A 20621-nucleotide genomic window follows, 5' to 3' on the forward strand; every position below is an offset into this window, starting at 1 on the left:
TCGGCGCATGCCTGCATGGCGGATGCTGCGCGAGCGCTTAGAATCGCCGCATGCACGTGTTCCTTCCCGACAACGACGCCACCGAAGCGCTGGGCCAGGCGCTCGCACGCACGCGACCTGCGGCCGCCGTCGTGCACCTGCAAGGTGACCTTGGTGCAGGCAAGTCCACGCTGGCGCGCGCGCTGTTGCGGACGCTTGGTGTGGCGGGTGCCATCCGCAGTCCCACCTACACGCTGGTCGAGCGCTACCCGGTCGAGGGGGGAGAGGCTTGGCATTTGGACCTGTACCGCATCGGCGACGCCGGTGAACTCGAATTCCTCGGCCTGGACGAGGGTGCCGCCGTCCTGTGGCTGGTCGAATGGCCCGAGCGTGGCGCCGCTGCGCTGCCTGCCCCCGACCTGCACGTGGCGTTGGCGGTCGAAGGGGCGGGCCGCTCGGCGTCGCTGAGCGGCGCCTCGGCCGTTGGCGAGCAGTGGCTTGGACGGCTGGCTGCCGAACGGCAGTTGCAGGCACCATCTCTCCAGGTCGGTTAGGAACATCCGGCAGGTCACGGATTATTAAGGGAAAACGCCTTGCATTCGTGGGCGGATGATGCTTGAATCCGCCGCATGAGCCCGGGGATTCCCACCACCGCTACGCTGCGTCTCGCCCTTGCGGCGGTGCTGGCCGTGGTGCCGTGCACGCTGCTGGCCGGCGAAGTCACCGGCGTCACGGTTGCCCAGGGCAGCACCGGCACGCGGGCGGAAATCCAGCTCGCAGGCGCCGGGCAGTACAAGACCCTCGCCCTGAAAGGTCCTGACCGTCTGGTCGTCGACCTGCCAGCCTCGACGGCGAAAGCCGGCCTGCGGCTGCCGGCGCCGGCCGGCGTCGTGCGAGCCGTGCGTACCGGCCAGCCGGACGCGAACACGCTGCGTGTCGTCTTCGACCTCGCGTCGCCGGTCACCGCGCTCAAGCCGCGGATGGAGCAGGAAGGCGCCAATGCGCGGCTGGTGATCGAATGGCCGGGCGATGGCGCGACGGTACCCGCCACGTCCGTCGCCACCAACACGTCTGCAGCGCCTGCAACCGCGACGCCCTCGACGTCGCCACAGGCGGATGCCGCCCGCGCGACCGCCCTGCTGACCGCGCAGGTGGTCCAGGCCGGTGCGGCCTCGGAATCGAACGTGCCCACCGCCCTGGCGGCCGCAGGCCCTTCGCCGCAGGCGATCCTCAACGGGCAGCCGTCAGCCGCTGTCCCGTCCGCCACGACGGAGCGTCCTGCGTACACGATCGCCACCGGCCAGCCGTCGGTGCCTCCCACGGCGACCACCACCGTCGAGCAGCCTGCAGCGGTGCCTGCGGATGAGCAGGCAAGGCCTGCCGTGGCGATGGCGAAGGGGATGCGTCCCCTGGTCGTGGCGATCGATCCCGGCCACGGCGGGCAGGATCCCGGCGCGGTAGGACCCAACGGCACCCACGAGAAACACGTGGTGCTGCAGATCGCGCGCGAACTGGCGCGTCAGATCAACGCGACGCCAGGGTTGAAGGCGTTCCTCACGCGCGACACGGATGTGTTCATCCCGCTGCCGCAGCGCGCCCGGTTGGCACGTGCCGCGCGCGCCGACATCTTCGTCTCGCTGCATGCCGATGCCGCCGAGAACCGGGCCGCACGCGGGTCGTCCGTTTATGTCCTTTCCCTGAAGGGCGCGTCTTCGCAGCGTGCCCGCTGGTTGGCGGACAAGGAAAACTCCTCCGACCTGATCGGCGGCGTGGCATTGCAGAAGGTCGACAACACGCTGTCGTCGATCCTGCTCGACCTCGCCCAGAGCGGCCACATGCGCGCATCGGAGAACGCCGCCGACCACGTGCTGGCGGGCCTGAAGCGCATCGGCAACAACCACAAGCCGAACATCGAGCGCGCCAACTTCGCCGTGCTGCGCACGTCCGACATGCCCGCGATGCTGGTGGAAACCGCCTTCATCTCCAATCCGGACGAAGAGCGTCGCCTGAAGGATCCGGCCTACCAGCGCCAGATCGCCTCGGCCGTCCTCGATGGCGTGCAGACGTATTTCACCCGCCAGCCGCCGCCGGGCACGCTGTTCGCCGCCCGTGCGCAGGCCGAGGCCGACGCACGTACCGTCGCGGCAGGCGGCGCCGCCGGCGCGCCCTGAGTCCGCGCCCGCTCGGCTATCATCACGGCTGATTCCCCGAGACGGCGCCACCGCGCCGCCAGCACGTGCCGATCCGCCAGCTTCCCGACACCCTCATCAACCAGATCGCCGCCGGCGAAGTCGTCGAACGGCCCGCGTCCGTGGTCAAGGAGCTGGTCGAAAACGCCCTGGATGCCGGCGCGCGCCGCGTCGACATCGATCTGGAAGAGGGCGGCGTCCGCCTGATCCGCATCCGCGACGACGGCGGCGGCATCGCACCGGAAGAACTGCCGCTGGCGGTGTCGCGCCACGCCACCAGCAAGATCGCCTCGCTCGACGACCTGGAAGCGGTCGCCACGCTCGGATTCCGCGGCGAAGCGCTGCCGTCGATCGCCTCGGTCAGCCGCTTCGCACTGACCTCGCGCCGCGCGCAGGACGAACACGGTGCATCGCTTCAGGTCGAAGGCGGCAAGGTCGGCGAAGTGGCGCCCAAGCCGCACGCGGTCGGCACCACCGTGGAAGTACGCGAGCTGTTCTACAACGTGCCGGCGCGGCGCAAGTTCCTGCGCGCAGAGCGCACCGAGATGGGCCACATCGAAGAGTGGCTCCGTTCGCTGGCGCTGGCGCGTCCCGACATCGAATTGCGCGTCTCGCACAACGGTCGGCCGTCGCGGCGGTACAAGGCGGACGAGCTGGAATCGCTCGCCCGCCTCAGCGAAACGCTGGGCGACGACTTCTCACGCAGCGCGCTGCGCGTGGATCATGCGGCCGCCGGCATGCGCCTGCACGGCTGGATCGCGCAGCCCAGCTATTCGCGCGCGAGCGCCGACCAGCAGTACGTCTACGTCAACGGGCGTTCGGTGCGCGACCGCAACATCGCGCATGCGGTGAAGATGGCGTACCAGGATGTGCTGTTCCATGGCCGCCAGCCGGCGTACGTACTGTTCCTCGAACTCGATCCCACCCGCGTCGACGTCAATGTGCATCCGGCCAAGCATGAAGTGCGGTTCCGCGATACGCGGCTGATCCACGACTTCGTCTATCGCACGCTGCACGAAGCGCTGGCGGAAACGCGCGCGGGTGCGATGCCGCAGGACGTCACGCCGTCGCCGTTCGCTGCGCGGCCTGCATCCGTGCCGTCCGCCTGGATGCCCACCCAGCAGTCGCCGCTGGGGCTCAACGTGGCGGAAGCGCCGGCGGCGTATGCCGCGTTGTATGCGGCGCCGGCGGTAGACGCGATGCAGGCCGGCATGATGCCGCCGGCGTCCGTGCAGGCAATGCCGGCCACCGATGCCGACGGCATTCCGCCGCTCGGTTTCGCCATTGCGCAGCTGCACGGCATCTACATCCTGGCGGAGAACGCCGACGGCCTGATCGTGGTCGACATGCATGCGGCCCATGAGCGCATCGGCTACGAGAAACTGAAAGGCGCGCACGACAGCATCGGCCTGCGCTCGCAGCCGCTACTGGTGCCGATGGCGCTGGCGGTCGCGGAACGCGAGGCGGACGTGGCCGAGCGCGAAGCCGCCACGCTGGCGACGCTCGGTTTCGACGTCACCCGCAGCGGCCCGCAGTCGTTGAACGTGCGCAGCATTCCCGCCCTGCTGTCGAATGCCGAACCCGAGGCTCTCTTGCGCGACGTACTGGCCGACCTGCGCGAACACGGCGAGAGCCGGCGCGTGGCGGCGGCGCGCGACGAGCTGTTGGCGACGATGGCCTGCCACGGCGCCGTGCGTGCCAACCGTCGGCTTACGCTGCCCGAGATGAACGCCCTGCTGCGTGAGATGGAAGCCACCGAGCGCTCGGGGCAATGCAATCACGGCCGCCCGACCTGGGCGCGCTTTTCCTTGAACGAGATCGATCGCTGGTTCCTGCGAGGACGCTGACATGGGGAAAAACACGGGATGGCTGGGGATGGCCATGCTGGTGGGATTGCTGGCCGGCTGCGGCGGCGAGGACAAGGTCGCGACCACCGGCAAGGTGGCCGACGCCCGATTCCTGGCCGACAACGCGGCCTGGCGCGAGCAGCGCAGGAACGAATTGATCGCCCCCGACGGTTGGACCAGCCTGGTCGGCCTGCACTGGATCGAGCTGAAATCGCACTTCATCGGCAGCGGGCCGGGCAGCGGCATCAAGCTCGCCGTCGGTCCGGCCAGGCTGGGCATGGTCACGCAGCAGGACAAGCGCGTGTTCCTCACGCCCGAGGGTGGCACCACGCTGACCTACAACGGCGAACCGCTGAAGGGGCGCGTTGAACTCGAAAGCGACCGCGATCCCAATCCATCCACGGTCGGTTTCGACGACGGCAAGGGCCTGCTGACGGTGATCGAGCGCGGTGGCCGCCACGCGTTGCGCGTGAAGCATGCCGATGCCGAGTCGCGTACGCAGTTCGTCGGGCTCGATTACTGGCCCGCGCAGGAGGACTGGCGTATCGAAGGGCGCTTCATTCCCCATCCGCCCGGCAAGACGCTCACCATCGTCGATGTGATCGGCGTGGCCAACGAGTCGCCGAACCCTGGCGTGGTCGAGTTCGAACGCGACGGCACGACCTTCCGCCTGGAGGCGCTGGGGCAGGTAGGCGGGCCGCTGTTCTTCGTGTTGGCGGACCGCACCAGTGGGCATGGAAGTTACCCGGCCGGTCGCTTCCTGGATGCCGATGCGCCACAGGCGGGCAAGGTGGTGCTGGATTTCAATCGCGCCTACAACCCGCCCTGCGCCTTCACGCCGTACGCGACCTGTCCGTTGCCACCGGCGGAGAATCGCCTGGACCTGCGGGTCGAGGCCGGCGAGAAGACCTACGCGAAACCCATCAAAGTGCTCTGAAGGAAATCTCGCGATGCTGCTGCGCCGTTCGCTGAAAGCCCTCGTCGTCACTGCACTGCTCGGCAGTGCATCCGTGCTCGCCGCGGATGCGCCCAAGGCGGCCGGAGCATCGGTGCCGCTGTTGTGGAAGGTGTCCGACAAGGACAACGCCGTCTACCTGCTGGGCTCGTTCCATCTGCTGCGTCCGAGCGACTACCCGCTGTCCGGTGATGTCGATGCCGCCTTCGACGACGCCGAGCGCGTGCTGTTCGAACTGTCGCCGGAGGAAATGCGCTCGCCGGCCGCTTCGCAGCTGATGATGCAGGCCGCGATGCGCGTCGACGGCAAGACGCTGCAACAGGACCTGGATGCCGCCACCTGGACGCGGCTGGAGGCGTGGGCGGGCAAGAACAATCTGCCGCTCGCTTCGTTCAACGGTTTCGAGCCGTGGTTCGTCGGCCTGACGATCAGCATCGTCGAGATGACCAAGCAGGGTCTGGACCCGAAACTGGGCCTGGACAATCACTTCATGGACAAGGCGCTGGCGGCCGGCAAGCCCGCCAGCGGGCTGGAGCGCATGCAGGAGCAGATCGGCGTGCTGGACGGCATGGACGCGAGCGAGCAGCGCCAGTTCGTGGCCGAAGCCCTGGAGCAGGCCGACAAGGGGTCGGCAGAGACCCAGCGCCTGCACGACGCCTGGCGCCGTGGAGACGCCGAAACCTTGTGGAACGGCATGGCGTCCGACATGCGCGAGCAGTATCCGCGCCTGTACCGGCGCATCAACGTCGACCGCAACGACGCGTGGGTACCGAAGATCCGGCAACTTCTCGATCAGCCGGGCGACGACGATGCGCTGGTCGTGGTCGGTGCATTGCACCTGCTGGGTGAGGATGGCGTGGTGGAGAAGTTGCGCGACCAGGGCTACAAGGTCGAACGCGTCTGTTCCGCCTGCGCGGCGGGTGGGCGTTGACCGTCAGCTGATCCGGCGTGACGCCGGCACCCGACGCATCACGCGCGGGCCGGTTCCATCACGATGCAGTCCACGGGGCAGGCGGGCACGCACAGTTCGCAGCCCGTGCAGAGCGGGTCGATCACCACGTGCATGTGTTTTGCGCCGCCGATGATCGCGTCCACCGGGCACGCCTGGATGCACTTGGTGCAGCCGATGCAGTCGGCTTCGACGACCACCGCGACGATCGCGGGCTTGTGGGTGCCGCGCGCCCGGTCGTAGGGCCGCGGCGGTACGTCCAGCACGCGGGCGAGCGCCCGCGCACCTGCATCGCCACCGGGCGGGCAATGATCCACGCCGGCGTCGCCGCGTGCCATCGCCTGCGCGTACGGCAGGCAGCCGTCGAAGCCGCACTGGCCGCATTGGGTCTGCGGCAACAGGCGGTCGAGGCGTTCGACGAGATCGGCGTTCATCGCCGTGGCGTGGCTGGCCGCCTCAACGCACCGGCATGCCGGGCAGGGCACCGGCATCGGCGTCCAGCAGCGCCAGCGCGCCACCGTCGAAGCCGGCCGACAGGATCATGCCTTCGCTCAGACCGAAGCGCATCTTGCGCGGCGCGAGGTTGGCGATGAACACCACGTTGCGGCCGACCAGCTTGTCCGGCTCGCCGTAGCTGGCGCGGATGCCGGAGAAGATCTGGCGTTGGCCCAGGTCGCCGGCGTCCAGCAGGAAGCGCAGCAGCTTGTCGGAACCATCCACGAAGCCGCACTCCAGCACCTTGCCGATGCGCAGGTCGAGCTTGGAAAAATCCTCGATGCCGATGGTGCCCGTCGCGTCCTTCGATTCCGCAGGTACGGAGGACTTGGCTTCCGTCTTCTTCTCGGGGGCGGCGGGCGCGGGCGCGGCGGCGAGGGTGTCCTTGGAAGCGTCGGTCATGGCGTCGATCAGTTTCGGGTCGATACGGGTGAAGAGGGCGGAATACGGCTGGATGGTGTGCGCCTGCAGCGGCGCCGCAACATCGGCCCAGGTCTCGACCGGCGCGCTGAGGAAGGCCTCCGCCTCAGCGGTCGTGCGCGGGAGCACCGGCTTCAGCGCGGCGGCCAGGACGCGGAACAGGTTCAGACCCTGCGTGCAGACCGACTGCAGTTCGGCGTCCGCGCCTTCCTGCTTGGCGATCACCCACGGCTTCGTCTCGTCGATGTACTTGTTGGCCTCGTCGGCCAACGCCATCGTCAGCCGCAGGGCGGTGGCGGGTTCATTGCGCTCGTAGGCGTCGGCGATCGGGCCGAGCGCGTCGACGAAGCGCTGGTACATGGCCGGATCGGGCAGCACGTCGGCTAGACGGCCGGCGAAGCGCTTGTCGATGAAACCCGCGCAGCGGCTGGCCAGGTTGACGAACTTGCCGACCAGGTCGGCGTTGACGCGCGCGACGAAGTCGCCGAGGTTCAGGTCGAGGTCGTCGACGCCGCCCGACGACTTGGCCGCGTAGTAATAGCGCAGCGCTTCCGGTTCCAGGCCCACGTCCAGGTAGGTGCGCGCCATGATGAAGGTGCCGCGCGACTTCGACATCTTCGCGCCGTCCACGGTCAGGTAACCGTTGACGTGCAGCCGCGTCGGCGCGCGATGGCCGGTGCCATGCAACACCGCCGGCCAGAACAGGCCGTGGAAGTTGACGATGTCCTTGCCGATGAAGTGGTGCAGTTCGACATCGGTGCCGGCTTCCAGGTGCGGGGCGAAGTCGAGGCCGCGCTCGGTGCACAGGTTGCGGAAGCTGCTCAGGTAGCCGATCGGCGCATCCAGCCACACGTAGAAGTACTTGCCGGGCGCGCCGGGGATCTCGAAGCCGAAATACGGCGCATCGCGCGAGATGTCCCACGCGCGCAGGCCACCTTCGGCATCCAGCCATTCGCGCAGCTTCGCCTTGACGCCGGGCAGGGCGACGTCGCCGGCCAGCCACTCGCGCAGGAAGGCATCGAAGCGGCCGACTTCGAAGAAGTAATGCTCCGAGTCGCGGATCTCCGGCGTGCTGCCGGACAGGATCGACTTCGGTTCCTTCAGGTCCGTCGGCGCGTACGTGGCACCGCAGACCTCGCAGTTGTCGCCGTACTGGTCGGCGGAGCCGCAGTTCGGGCAGATGCCCTTGATGTAGCGGTCGGGCAGGAACATGCCCTTGGCGGGGTCGTAGAACTGCGCGACCGTGCGGCGGCTGATGTGGCCGCCCGCGTCCAGGCGCTGGTAGAACTGCTCGGTCAGCTCGCGGTTGGCCGTGGAGTTGGTCGAGTCGTAGTGGTCGAAGGCCACGCCGAACGCGGCGAAGTCGCGCTCGTGGCTGGCCTGGATGCCGGCGATGAAGGCCTCGGGCGTGACGCCGGCCTTCTCGGCCGCCAGCATGATCGGCGTGCCGTGGGTGTCGTCGGCGCAGACGAAGTGGACCGTGTCGCCCCGCATCCGGCGTGCCCGCACCCAGATGTCGCCCTGGATGTAGCCCACCAGGTGACCCAGGTGCAGCGGGCCGTTGGCGTAGGGCAGGGCGTTGGTGACGAGTGCGGTGCGGCTCATGACGGACTTCGCGACGGGGGGCGGCGATTATCGCATGCCCGGATGGAGGCCCTTCCGGCGGCCCAAACGCAACAGGCCCGGCAATGCCGGGCCTGCGATGTCGCGGATTCGCAAGAGTTTACTGGCGGATCCAGGTCTGCGACTTGCAGATGAAGGCGATGCAGCCGGACACCTCCAGCTTCTTGCCGCCCTCGATCAGTTCCATCTTCGACTTGTAGATCTTTCCCTCGTCCGGCTTGAGGATGGTGCCACCCGCGTACTCGCCACCGCCCTCGGCCTTCATGCCGCGGATGATCTCCATGCCGGTGATCGGCTTGTTCTTGCGATCGTCCTTGCACTTGTCGCAGGTCGGGTTCGGCTTGCTCGGGTTGATCAGCTCGACGATGCGGCCAGTGATCGTGCCGTTGGCCGCCTGGGTGATCTCGACGAAGGACTTCGGCTTGCCGGTATCGCTGTCGATGGTCTTCCAGCGGCCCACCACCGGATCGGCGGCCGACGCCACCAGCGACAGGGCCATCAGCGGAGCGGCCAGCATCGCGGCCATCAGGGTCTTGCGCATGTTCCCCTCCCAGGGATGAAGGTCAGGCCCGCCGGCAACGACCGGCGGGATGACGACTGTTATACCGCATCCGCTGGCGTATGGAAGGGGCTGGCCGAGTGGTGCCGCCCTTACTCCTCTTTTGCAGGTGCAGCCGGGTCCGATGGCTGCCCGTTCGCGGGTTTCGACACCGGCTCTCCCGGCGCGTCAGCGTCAGAGAGCTGCTGGACATCGCCCACGCTTACCTTGCCGATTCGCAGCTCCTGCCAGATCGAGTCCTGCCAGGCGCGGTACTCCTTGGGTTCCCAATACTTGGGATGGTAGTACTGGGAGCTGTCGAGCGTGCCGACTCCGGGAACGGAGATCTGGACAGGATTGGCCAGAGACGCCAACCGGCTGCCCGTCATCTTTGATCTCTCCCGGCGAAGCATGTAATGCAAACGTTGCTCGGCGACGGCATCGCTGTAATCCGCGCGAATGGCCGCGCCTTCCTGCTGGGCGCGGCCGCGCTCGCTCTCGTCGAGCTGGTCCCAGTAGAGCTTGCGCTTCTCCACGAAGCTCAGGTAACCGCGCTCCGCCGCCAGGTCCATCCAGACATAGGCGAGCGCGCGATCCTTGGGGACGCCAAGTCCGATCCACAGCATTTCCCCGACGATGGCCTGGGAGGGCTTGTCAGAATAGTATGCAGCGCGACGGAACTGCTGGAATGCTTCTTCGAACTCACGCTCGCCATAGCGATCCAGTCCGCGCGAGCGATACATGAGGTCGGGGTGGCTGTCGAGGAAGCCGGCGGCCACCATCGTCGAGTTGATCGTCGGATCGCGTTGGTTGGCTGGCTTTTCGCGTGCAAGCGCGGTTCCCGCGCAAAGCGCCGCCAATGCCGCTATCAAGACAAGTTTCCGCATGGTGTTCCCTCGAGTGCGTGCATTGCCAGCCTAGCGTTGAAGGAGGGGCCGAACATGCATCGGAAGTAATGCTGCCATCCGGCCAGTCGCCTGGTGCGCCGCAGAAACAAAAAAGGCGGCGCAGAGCGCCGCCTTTTTGTGTTGCTTGAAGAGCGCTTAGAACTTGTAGTTCAGGCGCGCGAACAGCGTGCGGCCGTAGTAGTCGTACTGCGTGGCGAACGCGGGAACGTTGCCGTAGCGAGTCGCCACACCGGAGCTCACCTGCGGCGGATCCGCATCGAACACGTTGCGGACGCCCAGCAGAAGCGACCACTTCGGTTGCTCATAACGCACCGAGACCGCGTGGTACAGCCGCGACTCGGCCCAAATATCACGATAGGCGTTGGGCGCCGTCGGAGCCACGACCTGATAGCGATAGTTGGGATCCAGGTCCAGGTTCTCAGTCTCGCCGATGTAGTCCATGAACCAGGTGTAGGTGAAATCACCCCGGGTCAGGCCAGCACGGAAGCTGCCGACGAGTTGCGGATAGCCGATGTAACCGGTCTGATCGGAGCGCACCTGGCCGCCAGACTGTGGGTCGGCGAACAGCAGATAGTAGTTCTCCTTGGTATAGGTGAACTGCGTCTCCAGCTCGAGCTTGCCGAACGAGAAGTCGTCCTCGTAACGCGCCAGCAGGTCGTAACCGCGGGTCTTCTGTTTGTTGATGTTGATGTAGGTCGCATAGATGTCGGTGATCATATGCGCCTGTGGCCCCGTACCGGGGTTGCGATCGAACATGTTGCAGAAGTTGTTCGGGAACTGCGTCGATGCATAGCAGCCGTTCACGATCTGGGCAGCGCTCAGCGTGCCGATCTGGTCACGCACGTCGTACTGGAAGTAGTCCAACGCAACGCTGATCGGGGCGAACGTCGGCGTCCAGACCAGGCCCACCGTCTCTGCCGTGGAGTGTTCCGGTTGCAGGAAGCCTGCACCACCACCCTGGAAAACTTCGGCAGAGGAGCCACCGGCTGCGGTGTAGTCGTTGGGAATGCCGATCGCTGCACAGTTCGCGCGGATCTGATCGTTGTTCGACTCGCCCCAGCGGATGCAGGGATCGATCGCCGTCTGTGCGAAGAAGCCGGACAGGTTGCCCAGGTACAGCTCATACAGGCCCGGGGCACGGTACGAGGTGCCGCGCGATGCACGCACGCGGAACGACGGGACGATCTGCCAGCTCAGGCCTGCCTTCCAGACGGTATCGGAATCACCGACGGAATCGTAGTCGAACCAGCGACCCGAGAAGTTGGCGTTCAGCGCTTCGAAGCCGGGAACACCCTTCAGCAGCGGCACTTCGAACTCGGCGAAGACTTCCTTCACCTTGTCCTCGCCCTTCGTCACCTGCGCACTGCTCTGGCCCCAGAGGCCACCAGAGACTTCGCGCTGGCTCGGCTGATCGTCCAGGCTGTACTTGCGGTACTCCACGCCCACTGCCGCGCCCACCGGGCCGGCCGGCAGGTTGAACAGCTCGCCGGTCAGCACGCCATTGGCCACGAACTGGTCATAGACCGTGTTGCCGGTGTGCCAGCGACCAACGGCCGCAACCAGATCATCCATGCACGCGCCGCTCAGGACGCAGGGCTGGAAGTAGTCGATGGCGGCGGTGCCGCTGTTGGCGCGGGTCAGGTCGCCCGTCAGCTCATTGGCGATCGCCAGCGAGCTGTAGTCGCCGCTGGAGCGGGAGTACGACAGGTCCGCGGACCATGCCCAGCTGTCGGTGAAGGAAAGGAGACCGTCCAGCCCGGTGTTGACGTAGGCGTAATCGACTTCGACGGCCTGATCCGACGGGAACAGCATGATCGGATTCGCGTAACCCGACGGCACCGGGCCTTCCACGACCGGGAAGAACTGGCGCAGGCGATGGGTGTCCGTGTTACGACGGTTGAACAGCCATTCCGTGTCCCAGTTGACGCTGCCGAACGAGAAGCTGGAGCTCGCGAAGATGCTGAAGCGCTCCTGGCGGTCGATCAGCTGCACATCTGCCCAGCGTGCATCGTTGAGGACCTGACGATGCGACGCCTGCGGCGAGTTGTCGTAGCGCGTCGAGATGTTCGGACGGTAACCCGGCAGCAGGCCGATGGTGGTGCCGTCCCAGGAGGGTACGTAGCGGACGCCGGTGAAGTAGTCGTCCACTGCGTTGATGACGCCGGTGTTGTTGCAGCCCGCCAGCGGCGTGCCGGCGAGGATCGACAGGTCGGCGCGATCGATACGATTGCCGTTAGCGTCGAACGCCAGATCTTCTGCGCAGCGCAGGTAGCGACGATCGCCCATGCGGAGCGGCTCGTGCAGGTAGTACTCACCCGCCAGGACGATGCTGCCGTTGTCGAAGTTCCAGCCGGTGGCACCGGACATGCTGAACACTTCGCCGCCGCCCACGAAGGGTGCGCGCGTGCTGATCGTGATCTCGGGACTGTCGATGTTCTTGCGCGTGATCAGGTTCACGACGCCGGCCACGGCATCGGAGCCGTAGATCGACGACGAACCGTCCTTCACGATTTCAGCGCGCTGCAGGATCGAGGAAGGCACGACGTTGAGGTCGAACGCGCCGACCTGGCCGCGCGTACCCGCCGGGCCAGGGCGATGGCCGTTCAGCAGCACGAGTGAACGCTGGGCGCCCAGGCCGCGTAGATCGACCGACTGGACGCCGGTGCCGCCCTCCACGACGAAGCCGGCGAACTGGTGGCTGATCTGCGTGGAACCCGAGGCAATGCTCGACTTCTGCAGGAACTCGGCGGTGTCCACCTGGCCGACCGACACGTTCGTATCGGCAGTGATGATCTGGACTGGCGAGACCGAGTCGTACTCCGCGCGGCGGAGCAGGGAGCCCGTGACGGTGATCTTGTCCAGCTCTACCGCTTTCTTCTCCTCTTGGTCATCGTTCGTTGTGTTTTGGGCCAGGGCGGTCGTGCCATACAGGCAGCCCAGGACGGCGACGAAAAGAGGTAACTTATTGATGACGCGAGATTTTTTTGCGTTGTGCATTGATTGTATCCCCTAAAGAAGTGCTGCACAGCATCCCTCCTGCTCGTTATGCAGGGGTTAAGTGAGTATATGCACCGTTACACTCGCATAGCAATGCATCGTTAGAATTTTGTGACAGCACTGTTTTACAACCATGAAATTTTCTGATTCCGGCGCCTGACGGGTTCCGGGCAGATGCTCCCGAGCATGTAGGCAGGCACGAGAAACGATGAGCCCCGCGCGGGGGCGGGGCTCATTGGACTGCTTAGAACGGGCGGGTCAGATCACAGGCCGCCGGGGCCGCAATCCTTCGCGAGGAAGTTTTCCATCAGCCCCAGTGCCTGCTGCTGGTGGCGGTAGTACCAGGGCATACTGTGCGGCATGTCGGCGATCAGCTCGAACTTCGCCGGCACCCTGCCCTTTACCGCATCGTAGAAGCCGCGGGCATGGAAGGAAGGCGTGCGGACATCCCGGTCGCCCACGTACAGCAGTACGGGAATGTTGGCCTTGTCCGTATTGAGCATCGGGTCCATGCCCTTGACGGTCCGGCCCTGCAGGATGCGTTGCAGCCGGTTCTCACTCCACGACCATCCCAGCTTGGTGAGGTCAGTCACCGGCGCGCCGGAGATTGCGCATTGATAAGGACTATTGGGGCGCACGACCGCAGCGGCGGCGGCGAACCCGCCGTAGGAGTAGCCGAAGATCGCCAAGCGCTTCGGATCGGCGATGCCCTCCTTGACCAGCCAGGCGGCGCCGTCGTCCTTGTCGTCCTGCATCTTCTGGCCCCACTCGCCATCACCGGCAAGCCAGAGTTTGCGGCCCAGTTCGGCAGAACCCCGATACTGCGGGCGAAGCACGGCGTAACCCCGAGACGTAAAGAACGGCACCCATCCCGAGGCGTCCCAGCCACCGTAGTCGCGCGCCCAAGGGCCGCCATGCGGGTGGATGATCGTGGGAAGCGGGCCATCGCTCGCCTTCCAGCCCACGGGAAGATCGAGCAGGGCGGGGATGTTCAGGCCGTCACGGGCGGCGTAGTTCACCCAGCGCTGTTCGCCGATCTGCTTGGCGTCGATCCACGGCCGTTGCTCGCCGAGATCCACGATACGTTTACGGTCCAGCAGCAGCCGGTAAGCCGGGGCATGCTGGGCGCTTTCCGTGCTGAACAGGACCCGCGACATCTCGTTGTTGTAGCTGCTGATGGCCACGGTCTGGCCGGGATAAGCCTTCTTGAGGCCGGCGTGTATCGCGCTCAGCTCGGGATCGACGTAGGTCGCTTCGGGCTCGGGACCATCGACGACAAAGCCCAAGACGCGGTTGAAGTTGCTGGGCTGGGCGCCGAGGATCAGACGGCTGATCGAGAACTGCGGGTGCGCCAGCAATGGCTCGCTATCGAATTTCCGTGCAGCCGGGTCGTACATCCACGCTTGGACCAGATCAGAGAACTTGTCCGTCAAGATGTAGTACTTGCCGGTCTGCTCGTCTATACCAACGATGTCGACGGCATTGCGCTCGCTGAGCTTGCTGGTTAGGGGGGCGTGGACTTCGAATTCCCCTGCCTTGTTGCGGATGAGCACGCGCTGCTCGTACTCGCCGGGCGAAATGGGTTCGAGCTGAGTGCGTGTCAGCAGTTCGCCGTTGCGCGGATTGAACAGGCCCGGACTGGTGCGGCTGTTCGCCTTGAACAGCAGCTTCGTTTCGTTGGTCCGCAGGTTATAGAGGTAGTAGGCGCCACTGAGCGACAGGCCGCTCATTTGCGAGATGATCACGTTGTCCGGGTCCAGTGGCAACGTATGCACCAGGTTCGCGGTGCCGGCAATCTCAAGGCAGCGCTTCATGTCTTCGCCAACACCGATGCGGCGCACGTTGTCGGCAAAGGCCTCATCGAACTTCTGTTGCTTGATATCCGTCAGGTAGGGCTTGACGACAAAGGTCTTGGTCGCGCCGACGTTGCTGCCCTCGCCACATCCGCCCAACTGGCCGGTCCACTCCTGTCGGCCGAGCACCAGCACACGGTCGGCCTTCATGGCGTTGGCGGCAATGAACTTCATGCGATCACCCGATGGCGTGATCACGGAGCCGGCGTCGAGATTGTCTAGGTTCCAGGTGGCTAGGCCGGTTTCCTGGTTGTTGGAGTTGGGCATCGCCACGATGGCGACAAGATTCTTTCCATCCGTACTCATCGAGACGGACTGGATGTTCGGCAGGCGCGCGAACGACTCGATCGGGATCGCATCGCGTGCGGTGGCGGTTCCTGTCAGCAGCATCAAAGACGCGGCGATTAAACGTACTTTCCCAATCTTCATGGTTGGCTCGTACCCCTGATTCGTGTTCTTAAGAAGGCGCCAAGCGCGCATCGCAGCATGTTGCCGATTCCCGATGCTGAACGCATTGTTCATTCTCTGGCGCGCCGGCCAGAGTAGTGCAGCGAGGTCGAACAGGTAAAGCCCCCTGCTGGCGGGTGTGAGAAGATGTCGCGTTGCCGCACGCGTATCCAACAGATGCCCGGGTACCGCACACGCTGCGGCGGCTACTCACATACTGGAAATGCGTCGATGTCTGTCCGATCCCACGCCGTCCAAGGCAACCTCACTCCCCACCCCCGCATCCGCAACGTCATCGCCGTCGGCTCCGGCAAGGGCGGGGTAGGGAAGTCGACCACCTCGGTGAACCTGGCGCTGGCGCTGGCGGCCGAAGGGGCACGGGTTGGGGTACTGGACGCCGACGTCTACGGGCCCAGCGTGCCGGTCATGCTCGGCCTGTCGGGGCGGCCGGAGAGCCACGACAACAAGTCGATCGAGCCGATGCGGGCGTTCGGGGTGGAAGCCATGTCGATCGGGTTCCTGGTCGACCCGGACACGCCGATGATCTGGCGGGGGCCGATGGCAACCTCGGCACTGATGCAGTTGTTCACCGACACCCTTTGGAGCGACCTGGACTACCTGCTGGTGGACCTGCCGCCGGGCACGGGCGACATCCAGCTGACGCTGGCTCAGAAGATCCCGGTCGCGGGGGCGGTCATCGTCACCACGCCGCAGGACATCGCCACGCTGGATGCCAAGAAGGCGCTGAAGATGTTCGAGAAGGTCGAGGTGCCGGTGCTCGGCATCGTCGAGAACATGGCAGTCCACACCTGCTCCAACTGCGGCCATGTCGAACACCTGTTCGGCCAGGGGGGCGGCGAGCGCATGGCGGCCCAGTACGGCGTGCCGCTGCTGGGTTCGCTGCCGCTGGACATCGCCATCCGCGAGCAGGGCGACGCCGGCCAGCCGGTCGTGGTGGCCGCGCCGGATTCTGCCGTGGCACAGGCCTACCGGCAGACCGCGCGGGTCATGGCGGGCACGCTGGCACAGCGGCCGCGGGCCTCGATGTCCATCGCGTCCTCGCTGGTCTAGCCGGCTGGCGCAGACGGCGGGCCGGGGCCCGCCCTACAATTCCCCGTCCGCTGCGCGCCGCCCGCGCGGCCTTCGCCCCACCAGACCAGGATTTGCATGAGCATCAAGAGCGACCGTTGGATCCGCCGCATGGCCGAGCAGCAGGGCATGATCGAGCCGTTCGAGCCCGGACAGGTCAAGCAGGTCAACGGCCAGCGCATCGTCAGCTACGGCACCTCGAGCTACGGCTACGACGTGCGCTGCTCGCGCGAGTTCAAGGTGTTCACCAACATCAACTCCACCATCGTCGACCCCAAGCACTTCGACCCGAAGAGCTTCGTCGACATCGAAGCGGACGAGTGCATCATTCCGCCGAACAGCTTCGCGCTGGCGCGCACGGTGGAGTTCTTCCGCATCCCGCGCGACACGCTGGTGGTCTGCCTGGGCAAGAGCACGTACGCGCGCTGCGGCATCATCGTCAATGTCACGCCGCTGGAACCGGAGTGGGAAGGCCACGTGACGCTGGAATTCAGCAACACGACGCCGCTGCCGGCGCGCATCTACGCCAACGAGGGCGTGGCGCAGATGCTGTTCTTCCAGTCCGATGCCGACGACGTGTGCGAGACCAGCTACAAGGACCGTGGCGGCAAATACCAGGGTCAGACTGGCGTGACGCTGCCGCGTACCTGACGCCGTCCGCTCCATCAACGAAAGGAAGCAACCGATGCAAACTCCTCCGCCGATGCCGGAGCACGATCCTTACCGAACGCCAGAGGCACACCTCGTGATGCCAACCACAGGGCATCAGGAACTGGCCGACCGTTGGGCAAGGCTGGCGGCGGCGCTGATCGATGGCGTCATCGCTTTGGCCGTCATGCTGCCCCTGATGCTGGCGAGCGGGTACTGGCAGGCCGCGTTCGAGGCCGGCCAATCAGGTGGTTTCGGCTTCATGCCGGTGGGCACGATGGTGCTGTGGGCGGTCATCGGCTTCGTGCTGTTCGCCGCGATCCAAAGCTATCCGCTGCATGACAGCGGGCAGACCTGGGGCAAGAAGCTGCTGTCTATCAGGATCGTGGACCTGGAGGGACGCACGCCGCCGCTGATGGATCTGTTGTTGAAGCGCTACCTGCCCACGCATGCCATCGTCAATGTTCCTTGCGTGGGCGGCCTGTATGCGCTGGTCGATTCGCTGATGATCTTCCGCCAGGATCAGCGTTGCCTGCATGACCTGATCGCGGGTACGCGCGTCATCCGCGCCGACTGATCGAACCCGACGGGGTCAGTGCTCCGCGCCGGCCGCAAGGCGGGCGTCCGTGCGGGTCTTCAGCGCCACCTGCACTGCCAGGCGCAGTGCTTCCGTCACCGTTTCCACCGCTACGCTGGGCGTGCCGGCGTGCATCGACGCCTGCGCAGGCGAGTAGGGAATATGGATGAAGCCCGCCCGCACCGCACGCTGGCGCCGCAGTGCGTGCATCAACCCGTAGAACACGTGGTTGCAGACGTAGGTGCCCGCAGTTTGCGAGACCTCGACAGGAAAACCGGCACCGCGCAACGCCTCGCGCATCGCCTTGATCGGCAGCGTGGAGAAGTAGGCTGCCGGACCGTCCGCGACCACGGGGGCATCAATCGGCTGCTGGCCCGCGTTGTCGGGAATGCGTGCGTCGTCGACGTTGATCGCCACGCGCTCGAGCGAAAGCTGCGAACGACCGCCTGCCTGGCCGACGCAGATCGCCAGCGATGGTTGCGTTTCCTTCAGCGCCGCACGCAGGACCTTGAGCGAGGTACCGAAGGCGACCGGCAACTCGCGGGCCACCACGCGATGTCCCGCGATGCGTGCGCCATGCAGCGCGGACACGGCCAGCCAGCTGGGATTGACCTGTTCGCCCCCGAACGGCTGGAAGCCGGTCAGCAGCACGGTGCGCGTCGTCGGCATGGCAAGTCTCGCGGAAGCAGCATCAGCGGAAGCACAGCCACGCCATCAGCAGCACATTGGTACCCATCAGCCACAAACCGGTCGCGGCCTGCGCGCGGATGACCCCGTACTGGTCGTCCAGTTCCAGCAGCACCGCGGGGACGATGTTGAAGTTCGCCGCCATCGGCGTGAGCAGCGTGCCGCAGTAGCCGGTCAGCATGCCGATGGCGCCGAGGATGGCGGGATCGGCGCCGTGGCGTTGCACCAGCAGCGGCAGGCCGATGCCGGCCATCATCACCGGGAACGCAGCAAATGCATTGCCCATGATGATGGTGAACACCACCATGCCCGCCGCGAAGGCCAGCAGGCAGGCCATGCGGTTGTCGGCCGGAATCACCATCGACACCAGCGATGCGACGGATTCGCCCACCCCGCTGGCCGCGAACACGCCGCCCAGCGTCGCCAGCACCAGTGGCAGCAGCGCTGCCCACCCCATCGTGTCGAGCAGTCGGCGTCCCTCGTCGGCGGCCCGTAGCGGGGGTTGGCGCGTCACCGCGATCGCCGCGATGGCCGAGATCACGCAGGCCAAGGCCAGGCCGACCAGCGTCATGCCGGTGGGCGCGAACAGCGGGGTACCGCCGAAGAACAGATGTGGGCCGGCGAGCACGACGGTGATCGTCAGCGCCGGGATCAGCAGAGCCGGCACGAACAGGCGGTGGCCCAGCCGCAGCGCGGATGCCAGGCGTTCGGATTCCGGCGCCTCGTTCAGCGGTTCGCGGCGCATGCGCGTGGCCAGCAGGGCGAGCACCAGCACTGCGCCACCAGCGAACTGTGCCGGCAGGGCATCGCCGGCCTTGCTTGCGCGCAGCACGACGTCGCCGCCCGCGAACAGCGCCGCGATCACCGTCCAGAACGCGGCGTGCGCGTAGCGGCGCTGCTGCAGGTTGCGCCACCCGGCGTAGGCGAGGAAGGCCGCCAGTACCCAGTAGAAGTGCTCAATCGACAGCATCGGTCTTCGCCTCCGCTGCCAGAACCGCACGGTCCAGTCGGCGCTGGAACAGGACGATACGCACGGCATGGATGATGAAGGCCGCGATCGCCGTCGGCAGTGCCCACAGCGCGATCTGCAGCGGCTCCAGCTGGATGCCGTGCTGCGCGTAGAAGCCCTGGATCAGCAGCACGGCGCCGAAGGCGAGGAACACGTCCTCACCGAAGAAGCGTCCGATGTTGTCGGTCGCCGCCGACATCGCATGCACGCGCTGCGTTTCCTCACGCGACAGGGGGGCGCGCGTCTTGCCCGCGGCGGATTCGGCCATCGGCGCCAGCAGCGGTCGCACGGTCTGCGCATGTCCGGCGATATCGATCAGCCCCACCATGCTCAGCCCTTGCCGCACCAGCAGGTAGCCCGCCAGCAGGCGCGACAGCGTCAGCCCGCGAAGCCGTGCGATCCAGCGCAGCGCATGCTCGCGCAGACCGGCACGCTCCAGCAGGCCGATGGTCGGCAGCGTCAGCGCGAACATCAGCAGGGCGCGGTTGGATACGAAGCTCTCGCCCAGCAGCGCGAGCAGGTCCGGAATCGACTTGCCTGCCGCCAGCCCGCTGACCAGGCCCGCCGTGACTACCACGATGACCGGATTGAAGCGCAGGACGAAACCCGCCACCACCACCACGATGCCCAGCAGGGGCCAGTAACTCATGCGTGGCGCTCCATGGTGCGGATGGCGAAGCCGTTGGATTCGATGGTCTGTCGCAGTCCGCGCGCGAACGCGGCGGCGTCCGGTCGGTCGCCGTGCAGGCAGATGCTGTCCGCGCGCAACGGCACGGATTCACCCGTGCGAGCGACCACGATGCCGGCGTCCAGCATCCGCGTGACCTGCGCCGCGGCCGTCGGCAGATCCTCGATGCTGGCGTCGCTGTGCGTGCGCGGCGTCAACGTGGCGTCGGCCTCGTAGCGACGCTCGGCGAAGGCTTCGTGCGCCACCTGCAGGCCGAGCCGTTCTCCGGCGGTCGTCAACGCGCTGCCCGACAAGCCGTACAACACCAGGCCCGTATCGTGGTCGCACACGGCGCGCGCGATGGCATCGGCTAGGCCGGCGTCGCGGGCCGCCTGGTTGTACAGGGCACCGTGCGGTTTGACGTGGTGGAGGCGCCCGCCGGCGGCCCGAACGAATCCATCCAGTGCGGCCACCTGGTACAGCGTCAGGGAATACGCTTCTTCCGAAGAAAGGGGGTGCGCGACGCGACCGAAATGCTCGCGGTCCGCGTGCGACGGGTGCGCGCCGATGGCAACGCCGTGCGCGAGACACAGCGCGACGGTGCGTCGCATGGTGTCCGGCGAACCGGCATGGAAACCGCAGGCGATGCTGGCGGAGCTGATGTACGGCAGGATTGCCGCATCGTCGCCGCAGTCTTCGCCCAGGTCGCAGTTGAAGTCGATGGTGCGCATGCCCGCGAGCCTA

The 20621-nt window shown here is 66.4% G+C and carries 18 protein-coding genes; 8 read left to right on the forward strand and 10 right to left on the reverse strand.

What is annotated here, in order from left to right; all coding sequences use genetic code 11:
• The first annotated feature begins 50 nt into the window (after positions 1–50).
• From tsaE to CSC78_RS03595, 5 genes are all read left to right on the forward strand, one after another.
• The gene (tsaE, locus tag CSC78_RS03575; RefSeq protein WP_162336539.1) at positions 51–533 is read left to right on the forward strand and encodes a tRNA (adenosine(37)-N6)-threonylcarbamoyltransferase complex ATPase subunit type 1 TsaE; all 483 of its coding nucleotides are present in this window, start codon (positions 51–53) and stop codon (positions 531–533) included.
• 75 nt (positions 534–608) lie between these two features.
• Positions 609–2150, forward strand: a complete 1542-nt coding sequence (locus CSC78_RS03580; RefSeq protein ID WP_162336540.1) for an N-acetylmuramoyl-L-alanine amidase — start codon at positions 609–611, stop codon at positions 2148–2150.
• Between the two features lie 65 nt (positions 2151–2215).
• A complete protein-coding gene (gene mutL / locus CSC78_RS03585) occupies positions 2216–4015 on the forward strand; it encodes a DNA mismatch repair endonuclease MutL (protein ID WP_162336541.1) in 1800 nt (599 codons plus the stop codon).
• 1 nt (position 4016) lies between these two features.
• Positions 4017–4952 carry a DUF1684 domain-containing protein gene (locus CSC78_RS03590; RefSeq protein ID WP_238391150.1) on the forward strand — a complete coding sequence of 312 codons (936 nt, stop codon included), beginning with the start codon at positions 4017–4019 and terminating at the stop codon, positions 4950–4952.
• A gap of 13 nt (positions 4953–4965) precedes the next feature.
• Positions 4966–5901, forward strand: coding sequence for a TraB/GumN family protein (locus CSC78_RS03595; RefSeq protein WP_162336542.1), 936 nt, complete (start codon positions 4966–4968; stop codon positions 5899–5901).
• Between the two features lie 38 nt (positions 5902–5939).
• Here CSC78_RS03595 and rnfB read toward each other — a convergent pair whose 3' ends face one another.
• The 6 genes from rnfB to CSC78_RS03625 form a co-directional block, all read right to left on the reverse strand.
• Positions 5940–6410 (reverse strand): Rnf electron transport complex subunit RnfB, encoded by a 471-nt coding sequence (rnfB, locus tag CSC78_RS03600; RefSeq protein WP_162336687.1) that lies wholly within the window; start codon positions 6408–6410, stop codon positions 5940–5942.
• Positions 6376–8439, reverse strand: a complete 2064-nt coding sequence (metG, locus tag CSC78_RS03605; protein ID WP_162336543.1) for a methionine--tRNA ligase — start codon at positions 8437–8439, stop codon at positions 6376–6378. The genes rnfB and metG overlap by 35 nt, the downstream gene beginning before the upstream one ends.
• Positions 8440–8557: 118 nt before the next feature.
• Positions 8558–8998 carry a DUF2147 domain-containing protein gene (locus CSC78_RS03610; RefSeq protein WP_162336544.1) on the reverse strand — a complete coding sequence of 147 codons (441 nt, stop codon included), beginning with the start codon at positions 8996–8998 and terminating at the stop codon, positions 8558–8560.
• Positions 8999–9108: 110 nt separating this feature from the next.
• Positions 9109–9882, reverse strand: a complete 774-nt coding sequence (locus tag CSC78_RS03615; protein WP_162336545.1) for a sel1 repeat family protein — start codon at positions 9880–9882, stop codon at positions 9109–9111.
• Positions 9883–10038: 156 nt separating this feature from the next.
• Positions 10039–12900 (reverse strand): TonB-dependent receptor domain-containing protein, encoded by a 2862-nt coding sequence (locus CSC78_RS03620; protein WP_162336546.1) that lies wholly within the window; start codon positions 12898–12900, stop codon positions 10039–10041.
• A 263-nt stretch (positions 12901–13163) separates the two neighbouring features.
• Positions 13164–15182 carry an alpha/beta hydrolase family protein gene (locus CSC78_RS03625; protein ID WP_379609270.1) on the reverse strand — a complete coding sequence of 673 codons (2019 nt, stop codon included), beginning with the start codon at positions 15180–15182 and terminating at the stop codon, positions 13164–13166.
• Positions 15183–15431: 249 nt separating this feature from the next.
• Here CSC78_RS03625 and apbC point away from each other — a divergent pair, with 249 nt between their 5' ends.
• From apbC to CSC78_RS03640, 3 genes are all read left to right on the forward strand, one after another.
• The gene (apbC, locus tag CSC78_RS03630) at positions 15432–16271 is read left to right on the forward strand and encodes an iron-sulfur cluster carrier protein ApbC (RefSeq protein ID WP_162336547.1); all 840 of its coding nucleotides are present in this window, start codon (positions 15432–15434) and stop codon (positions 16269–16271) included.
• Between the two features lie 96 nt (positions 16272–16367).
• A complete protein-coding gene (gene dcd, locus CSC78_RS03635) occupies positions 16368–16940 on the forward strand; it encodes a dCTP deaminase (RefSeq protein WP_055943731.1) in 573 nt (190 codons plus the stop codon).
• A 52-nt stretch (positions 16941–16992) separates the two neighbouring features.
• The gene (locus tag CSC78_RS03640; protein WP_162336548.1) at positions 16993–17514 is read left to right on the forward strand and encodes an RDD family protein; all 522 of its coding nucleotides are present in this window, start codon (positions 16993–16995) and stop codon (positions 17512–17514) included.
• Positions 17515–17529: 15 nt separating this feature from the next.
• On the opposite strand, the gene pcp is transcribed toward CSC78_RS03640, so the two are convergent.
• Genes pcp through CSC78_RS03660 form a run of 4 tightly spaced genes read right to left on the reverse strand, consistent with a single transcriptional unit; the run spans position 17530 to position 20608 of the window.
• Positions 17530–18183: a pyroglutamyl-peptidase I gene (gene pcp, locus CSC78_RS03645; protein ID WP_162336549.1), complete on the reverse strand. Its 654-nt coding sequence runs from the start codon at positions 18181–18183 to the stop codon at positions 17530–17532.
• A 22-nt stretch (positions 18184–18205) separates the two neighbouring features.
• Positions 18206–19171 (reverse strand): DUF979 domain-containing protein, encoded by a 966-nt coding sequence (locus CSC78_RS03650; protein ID WP_162336550.1) that lies wholly within the window; start codon positions 19169–19171, stop codon positions 18206–18208.
• On the reverse strand, positions 19158–19859 hold the full coding sequence (locus CSC78_RS03655) for a DUF969 domain-containing protein (RefSeq protein WP_162336551.1): 702 nt from the start codon (positions 19857–19859) through the stop codon (positions 19158–19160). The genes CSC78_RS03650 and CSC78_RS03655 overlap by 14 nt, the downstream gene beginning before the upstream one ends.
• Positions 19856–20608 carry a LamB/YcsF family protein gene (locus CSC78_RS03660; protein WP_162336552.1) on the reverse strand — a complete coding sequence of 251 codons (753 nt, stop codon included), beginning with the start codon at positions 20606–20608 and terminating at the stop codon, positions 19856–19858. Before CSC78_RS03660 ends, CSC78_RS03655 begins: the two co-directional genes overlap by 4 nt.
• Positions 20609–20621: the final 13 nt, after the last annotated feature.

The organism is Pseudoxanthomonas japonensis (genome assembly GCF_010093445.1).
GTDB lineage: Bacteria > Pseudomonadota > Gammaproteobacteria > Xanthomonadales > Xanthomonadaceae > Pseudoxanthomonas_A > Pseudoxanthomonas_A japonensis.